The following is a 7,285-nucleotide window of genomic DNA, read 5'->3' on the forward strand; positions in this document are numbered from 1 at the left end:
TTAGAGATCGGCACCCTTACATTCTTTATACTTTGGAGTTTGAAAATGTCTCTAAGCGTTGAAGCTAAAGCTAAAATCGTTTCTGAGTTTGGTCGTGGTACTAACGACAGCGGTTCTACCGAAGTTCAGGTTGCACTGCTGACTGCACAGATTAACCACCTGCAGGGTCACTTTGCAGAGCACAAAAAAGATCACCACAGCCGTCGTGGTCTGCTGCGCATGGTTTCTCAGCGTCGTAAACTGCTCGACTACCTGAAACGTAAAGATGTTGCACGCTACACCGCGCTGATCGAGCGTCTGGGTCTGCGTCGCTAAGTCTTGCGAGTTTCAGAAAAGGGGGCCTGATGGCCCCTTTTTTCAACCAGACGGCAGCAATTCACTGGAAACTATTGTATTGTTGCTATAAATGATCTTCATTGCAGAGGTTCGCGCGGCTAATGAGAGGCTTCACCCATGGGGGTGTTGGTTGTCATTAGTCGCGAGGATGCGAAGAAGGTCGGGTTAAATCGACAGCACGCCGGTGGTGTGCTGTCAAACATTTAAGAAAGGACAGAACTTTGCTGAATCCGATCGTTCGTAAATTCCAGTATGGTCAACATACCGTGACGCTGGAAACCGGCATGATGGCACGTCAGGCTACTGCTGCCGTTATGGTAAGCATGGATGACACCGCGGTATTCGTTACCGTTGTTGGCCAGAAAAAAGCTAAACCAGGTCAGGACTTTTTCCCGCTGACCGTTAACTACCAGGAGCGTACCTACGCTGCCGGTAAAATCCCGGGTGGTTTCTTCCGTCGTGAAGGCCGTCCAAGCGAAGGCGAAACCCTGATCGCGCGTCTGATTGACCGCCCGGTTCGTCCGCTGTTCCCGGAAGGCTTCGTTAACGAAGTACAGGTTATTGCGACCGTTGTTTCCGTTAACCCACAGGTTAACCCGGACATCGTTGCGATGATCGGCGCATCTGCTGCCCTGTCACTGTCTGGTATTCCATTCAATGGCCCAATCGGTGCCGCGCGCGTTGGCTACATCAACGACCAGTACGTGCTGAACCCAACCCAGGAAGAGCTGAAAGAAAGTAAGCTGGACCTGGTGGTTGCGGGTACTGAAGCCGCTGTGCTGATGGTTGAATCCGAAGCTGAACTGCTGAGCGAAGACCAGATGCTGGGCGCGGTGGTATTTGGCCACGACCAGCAGCAGATCGTTATCCAGAACATCAACGACCTGGTGAAAGAAGCCGGTAAACCACGTTGGGACTGGCAGCCAGAAGCGGCAAACGACGCGCTGAATGCACGCGTTGCGGCGCTGGCAGAATCTCGTCTGAGCGATGCATACCGTATCACTGACAAGCAGGAGCGTTACGCTCAGGTTGATGCAATCAAATCTGACGTGACCGCGACCCTGGTTGCTGAAGACGAAACGCTGGACGCTAACGAAATTGGCGAAATCCTGCACGCTATCGAGAAAAACGTTGTTCGTAGCCGCGTGCTGGCAGGTGAGCCGCGTATCGATGGCCGCGAAAAAGACATGATCCGTGGTCTGGATGTGCGTACTGGCGTGCTGCCACGTACTCACGGTTCCGCGCTGTTCACCCGTGGCGAAACGCAGGCGCTGGTTACCGCGACCCTCGGTACCGCTCGTGACGCACAGATCATCGACGAACTGATGGGCGAGCGCACCGACAGCTTCCTGTTCCACTACAACTTCCCTCCGTACTCCGTAGGCGAAACCGGTATGGTTGGCTCGCCGAAGCGTCGTGAAATTGGTCACGGTCGTCTGGCGAAGCGCGGCGTGCTGGCAGTGATGCCAGAAGCAGACAAATTCCCGTACACCGTACGCGTGGTGTCTGAAATCACCGAATCCAACGGTTCTTCTTCTATGGCTTCCGTGTGCGGTGCCTCTCTGGCGCTGATGGATGCAGGCGTGCCAATCAAAGCCGCCGTTGCGGGTATCGCAATGGGCCTGGTGAAAGAAGGCGACAACTTCGTTGTTCTGTCCGACATTCTGGGCGACGAAGACCACCTGGGCGATATGGACTTCAAAGTGGCGGGTTCCCGCGACGGTATCTCTGCGCTGCAGATGGATATCAAAATTGAAGGTATCACCAAAGAGATCATGCAGGTTGCGCTGAACCAGGCTAAAGGTGCGCGTCTGCACATCCTGGGCGTGATGGAACAGGCGATTAACGCGCCACGTGGCGACATTTCTCAGTTCGCACCGCGTATCCACACCATCAAGATCAATCCAGACAAGATCAAAGATGTTATCGGTAAGGGCGGTTCTGTTATCCGTGCGCTGACCGAAGAGACCGGCACCACCATCGAAATCGAAGATGACGGTACTGTGAAGATCGCAGCAACCGACGGCGAGAAGGCGAAATTCGCGATCCGTCGCATCGAAGAAATCACTGCAGAGATCGAAGTGGGCCGCGTCTACGCGGGTAAAGTGACCCGTATCGTTGACTTTGGCGCGTTCGTTGCCATCGGTGGCGGTAAAGAAGGTCTGGTTCACATCTCTCAGATCGCTGACAAGCGCGTTGAGAAAGTGACCGATTACCTGCAGATGGGTCAGGAAGTACCGGTGAAAGTTCTGGAAGTTGATCGCCAGGGCCGTATCCGTCTGAGCATTAAAGAAGCAACCGAGCAGTCTCAGCCAGCTGCTGCGCCAGAAGCACAGGCAGCAGAACAGCAGGGCGAGTAAGTTGCCATTTGCCCTCCGCGTTGCGGAGGGCCTATTATCAGGCAGGACGCCTTGTTAAGCCGCCGGGGGACAGGACGTTCATCCAATAGTTGTCTTCGGGAGTGGGAAATGAAGCCTTTTTTGCGCTGGTGTTTCGTTGCGACAGCTTTAACGCTGGCAGGATGCAGCAACTCTGCCTGGCGTAAGAGCGAAGTCCTCGCAGTGCCATTGCAACCGACTTTGCAGCAGGAAGTGATTCTGGCACGCATGGAACAAATACTTGCCAGTCGGGCTTTAACCGATGACGAACGCGCACAGCTTTTATATGAGCGCGGAGTGTTGTATGATAGTCTCGGTCTAAGGGCATTGGCGCGAAATGATTTTTCACAAGCGCTGGCTATACGACCTGATATGCCTGAAGTATTCAATTACTTAGGCATTTATTTAACGCAGGCAGGCAATTTTGATGCTGCCTATGAAGCGTTTGATTCTGTACTTGAGCTTGATCCAACTTACAACTACGCGCACTTGAATCGCGGTATCGCATTGTATTACGGCGGTCGTGATAAGTTAGCGCAAGATGATCTGCTGGCGTTTTATCAAGACGATCCTAATGATCCTTTCCGTAGCCTGTGGCTTTACATCGTTGAGCGGAAGCTCGATGAGAAGCAGGCAAAAGAGGCCCTTAAACAGCGCTTCGATAAATCGGACAAGGAACAGTGGGGATGGAACATTGTCGAGTTCTACCTGGGCAACATTAGCGAAGCAACGCTGATGGAACGCCTCAAGGCGGACGCAACGGATAACACCTCGCTCGCTGAGCATCTCAGTGAAACCAACTTCTATTTAGGTAAGTACTACCTAAGTCTGGGGGATATGGACAGCGCTACGGCACTGTTCAAATTAGCGGTTGCTAACAACGTACATAACTTCGTTGAGCACCGTTATGCATTGTTGGAATTATCGCTCTTGGGCCAGGAGCATGACGACCTGGCAGAATCGGACCAGCAATAGCTGACGACATAAACATCAGCCCGTAATCTTTTGATTGCCATCACCTTAACTGGTGAGGGCGTTGTTGTTCGTCAATACACCTACTTTGAGCCGGTTCACACTTTTCAATGAAAATTGCTAATCATTTTCACGATGAGCTAAGTAGACTGGCCGCCATTGACATTGAGGCACTCGTACTACATGGCTGAATTCGAAACCACTTTTGCAGATCTGGGCCTGAAGGCTCCTATCCTTGAAGCCCTTAACGATCTGGGTTACGAAAAACCATCTCCGATCCAGGCTGAGTGTATCCCACACCTGCTTTCTGGTCGTGACGTGCTGGGCATGGCCCAGACTGGTAGCGGTAAAACTGCAGCATTCTCGCTGCCGCTGCTGAACAACATTGATCCGGACCTGCGTGCACCGCAGATCCTCGTTCTGGCTCCAACCCGTGAACTGGCTGTTCAGGTTGCAGAAGCCATGACGGAATTCTCTAAACATATGCGCGGCGTAAACGTGGTTGCCCTGTACGGCGGCCAGCGTTATGACGTGCAGTTACGCGCCCTGCGCCAGGGCCCACAGATTGTTGTCGGTACGCCGGGCCGTCTGCTGGATCACCTGAAGCGCGGTACGCTGGATCTCTCTAAACTGAGCGGTCTGGTACTGGATGAAGCAGATGAAATGCTGCGTATGGGCTTCATCGAAGACGTTGAAACCATTATGGCGCAGATCCCAGACGGTCATCAGACCGCGCTGTTCTCTGCCACCATGCCGGAAGCGATCCGTCGTATCACCAAGCGCTTCATGAACGATCCTCAGGAAGTGCGCATTCAGTCCAGCGTCACCACTCGCCCGGACATCAGCCAGAGCTACTGGTCTGTGTACGGCATGCGCAAAAACGAAGCGCTGGTACGTTTCCTGGAAGCGGAAGATTTTGATGCGGCGATTATCTTCGTTCGTACCAAAAACGCGACCCTGGAAGTGGCTGAAGCCCTGGAGCGTAGCGGCTACAACAGCGCAGCGCTGAACGGCGACATGAACCAGGCCCTGCGTGAGCAGACTCTGGAGCGTCTGAAAGACGGTCGTCTGGATATCCTGATTGCAACCGACGTGGCAGCACGTGGTCTGGACGTTGAGCGTATCAGCCTGGTTGTTAACTACGACATCCCGATGGATTCCGAGTCTTACGTTCACCGTATCGGCCGTACCGGTCGTGCGGGTCGTGCTGGCCGTGCGCTGCTGTTCGTTGAGAACCGCGAGCGTCGCCTGCTGCGTAACATCGAACGCACCATGAAGCTGACCATTCCAGAAGCGGACCTGCCAAACGCAGAGCTGCTGGGCAAACGCCGTCTGGAAAAATTCGCCGCGAAAGTACAGCAGCAGCTGGAAAGCAGCGATCTGGATCAGTACCGTGCGCTGCTGTCGCAGATTCAGCCTGTTGCTGAAGGCGAAGAGCTGGACATGGAAACCCTGGCTGCAGCCCTGCTGAAAATGGCTCAGGGCGAACGTAGCCTGATCGTACCACCCGATGCGCCGATGCGTCCTAAGCGTGAATTCCGTGACCGTGACGATCGCTTCGAGCGTCGTAACGACCGTGGCCCACGTGGTGACCGTCCAGAGCGTGGTGGTGAAGACCGTCCACGTCGTGAACGTCGCGACGCGGGTGACATGGAACTGTACCGCATTGAAGTGGGCCGTGATGATGGCGTTGAAGTGCGTCACATCGTTGGCGCGATCGCTAACGAAGGCGACATCAGCAGCCGTTACATCGGTAACATCAAGCTGTTCGCATCCCACTCTACCATCGAGCTGCCAAAAGGCATGCCGGGTGAAGTGCTGCAGCACTTTACGCGTACCCGCATCCTGAACAAGCCGATGAACATGCAGCTGATGGGCGATGCGCAGCCACGTCCTGACCGCGGTGGTGAACGCCGTGGCGGTGGTCGCAGCTTCGGTGGCGAGCGTCGTGAAGGCGGTCGCAGCGAAGGTCGCGGCGGTGAAGGTCGTCGTTTCTCCGGCGAGCGTCGCGAAAACCGTGGCCCACGTCGTGAAGAAGGCACCAGCCGTCGTCGTTTCGGTGACGCGTAAGCCTTACGCTTCTGACGTAAAGTAAAATATACAGCCCCGATACGCGCTATCGGGGCTTTTTTTATTCCCTTTGTACTCTTGTACTGGTACAGTGCGTCACATTAACATGCTTCCCGCATAATTGACTGGAGAAAAGGCTGTATGGCGACACTAACCACCACCCAAACGTCACCTTCGCTGCTTGGCGGCGTGGTGATCATCGGCGGAACCATTATAGGTGCCGGGATGTTCTCCCTGCCCGTGGTCATGTCCGGTGCGTGGTTCTTCTGGTCGCTGGCCGCGCTGGTCTTTACCTGGTTCTGTATGCTCCATTCCGGGCTGATGATCCTCGAAGCCAACCTGAACTACCGTATCGGCTCCAGCTTCGACACCATCACCAAAGATCTGCTGGGCAAAGGCTGGAACCTGGTGAACGGTCTGTCCATCGCGTTTGTGCTATATATCCTGACCTACGCGTATATCTCGGCGAGCGGTTCGATTCTGCATCACACCTTCTCGGAGATGTCGCTGAACGTTCCGGCGCGTCTGGCGGGGCTGTGCTTTGCGCTGGCCGTGGCGTTTATCGTCTGGATGAGTACCAAAGCGGTGAGCCGGATGACGGCGATTGTGCTGGGCGCGAAGGTCATCACCTTCTTCCTGACCTTCGGCAGCCTGCTGGGGCACGTGACGCCCGCTACGCTGTTTAACGTCGCGGAAGTGAATACGTCCTATACCCCGTACCTGCTGATGACGCTGCCGTTCTGCCTGGCGTCGTTCGGCTATCACGGCAACGTGCCGAGCCTGATGAAGTACTACGGCAAAGATCCGCGCACCATCGTGAAGTGTCTGGTCTACGGTACGCTGCTGGCGCTGGGGCTGTATGTGATTTGGCTGCTGGGGACGATGGGCAACATCCCGCGTCCGGAATTTATCGGCATTGCGCAGAAGGGCGGCAACATCGACGTGCTGGTGCAGGCGCTGAGCGGCGTGCTGAACAGCCGCAGCCTGGATCTGCTGCTGGTTATCTTCTCTAACTTTGCGGTGGCGAGCTCTTTCCTCGGCGTGACGCTGGGCCTGTTTGACTATCTGGCGGATCTGTTTGGCTTTGATGATTCCGCGCTGGGCCGCTTCAAAACCGCGCTGCTGACCTTCCTGCCGCCGGTGGTGGGCGGCCTGCTGTGGCCGAACGGGTTCCTGTACGCCATCGGCTATGCCGGACTGGCGGCAACCATCTGGGCGGCGATTGTGCCGGCGCTGCTGGCGCGTAAATCACGTAAACGCTTCGGCAGCCCGAAATTCCGCGTCTGGGGCGGCAAGCCGATGATTGCGCTGATCCTGGTGTTTGGGGTGGGCAACGCGCTGGTGCACGTGCTGTCGAGTTTTGACCTGTTGCCTGTTTACCAGTAAATACATTGCCCGGTGGCGCTCCTGTATGACCGGATACATAGGTGACAGATCAGACCGGGAACATAGGTAACACTTTTAGTCTATCCGCACCACACTCTGGGTTTTTCGGTCGTAGTACGCAAGCGTTATTCCGTTGAAGATGA

At 55.1% G+C, this 7,285-nt stretch carries 6 protein-coding genes; all 6 read left to right on the forward strand.

Annotated features, from left to right (window positions below; translation table 11 throughout):
- The first annotated feature begins 45 nt into the window (after positions 1-45).
- The 6 genes from rpsO to mtr all read left to right on the forward strand — a co-directional run bounded on the left by rpsO (position 46) and on the right by mtr (position 7,142).
- Positions 46-315, forward strand: coding sequence for a 30S ribosomal protein S15 (rpsO, locus tag ACMWKK_RS11875; protein ID WP_003861789.1), 270 nt, complete (start codon positions 46-48; stop codon positions 313-315).
- A gap of 242 nt (positions 316-557) precedes the next feature.
- Positions 558-2,696 carry a polyribonucleotide nucleotidyltransferase gene (pnp, locus tag ACMWKK_RS11880; protein WP_045331003.1) on the forward strand — a complete coding sequence of 713 codons (2,139 nt, stop codon included), beginning with the start codon at positions 558-560 and terminating at the stop codon, positions 2,694-2,696.
- Between the two features lie 108 nt (positions 2,697-2,804).
- On the forward strand, positions 2,805-3,689 hold the full coding sequence (gene nlpI, locus ACMWKK_RS11885) for a lipoprotein NlpI (RefSeq protein WP_032642338.1): 885 nt from the start codon (positions 2,805-2,807) through the stop codon (positions 3,687-3,689).
- A 107-nt stretch (positions 3,690-3,796) separates the two neighbouring features.
- A complete protein-coding gene (gene yrbN, locus ACMWKK_RS11890; protein WP_100122156.1) occupies positions 3,797-3,877 on the forward strand; it encodes a protein YrbN in 81 nt (26 codons plus the stop codon).
- The gene (locus ACMWKK_RS11895; RefSeq protein ID WP_112780471.1) at positions 3,870-5,756 is read left to right on the forward strand and encodes a DEAD/DEAH family ATP-dependent RNA helicase; all 1,887 of its coding nucleotides are present in this window, start codon (positions 3,870-3,872) and stop codon (positions 5,754-5,756) included. The genes yrbN and ACMWKK_RS11895 overlap by 8 nt, the downstream gene beginning before the upstream one ends.
- Before the next feature lie 141 nt (positions 5,757-5,897).
- Positions 5,898-7,142 carry a tryptophan permease gene (gene mtr / locus ACMWKK_RS11900; RefSeq protein WP_112780470.1) on the forward strand — a complete coding sequence of 415 codons (1,245 nt, stop codon included), beginning with the start codon at positions 5,898-5,900 and terminating at the stop codon, positions 7,140-7,142.
- Positions 7,143-7,285: the final 143 nt, after the last annotated feature.

The sequence above is a fragment of the Enterobacter sp. 01-M-03-SI-ECC genome (assembly GCF_047530215.1).
Lineage (GTDB): Bacteria > Pseudomonadota > Gammaproteobacteria > Enterobacterales > Enterobacteriaceae > Enterobacter > Enterobacter chengduensis.

What these genes read in the sequence shown, in the direction of transcription:
- ACMWKK_RS11895 (WP_112780471.1), top strand. Translation starts at nt 3,870, where the DNA reads ATGGCTGAATTCGAAACCACTTTTGCAGATCTGGGCCTGAAGGCTCCT.
- mtr (WP_112780470.1), top strand. Translation starts at nt 5,898, where the DNA reads ATGGCGACACTAACCACCACCCAAACGTCACCTTCGCTGCTTGGCGGC.
- nlpI (WP_032642338.1), top strand. Translation starts at nt 2,805, where the DNA reads ATGAAGCCTTTTTTGCGCTGGTGTTTCGTTGCGACAGCTTTAACGCTG.
- yrbN (WP_100122156.1), top strand. Translation starts at nt 3,797, where the DNA reads ATGAAAATTGCTAATCATTTTCACGATGAGCTAAGTAGACTGGCCGCC.
- rpsO (WP_003861789.1), top strand. Translation starts at nt 46, where the DNA reads ATGTCTCTAAGCGTTGAAGCTAAAGCTAAAATCGTTTCTGAGTTTGGT.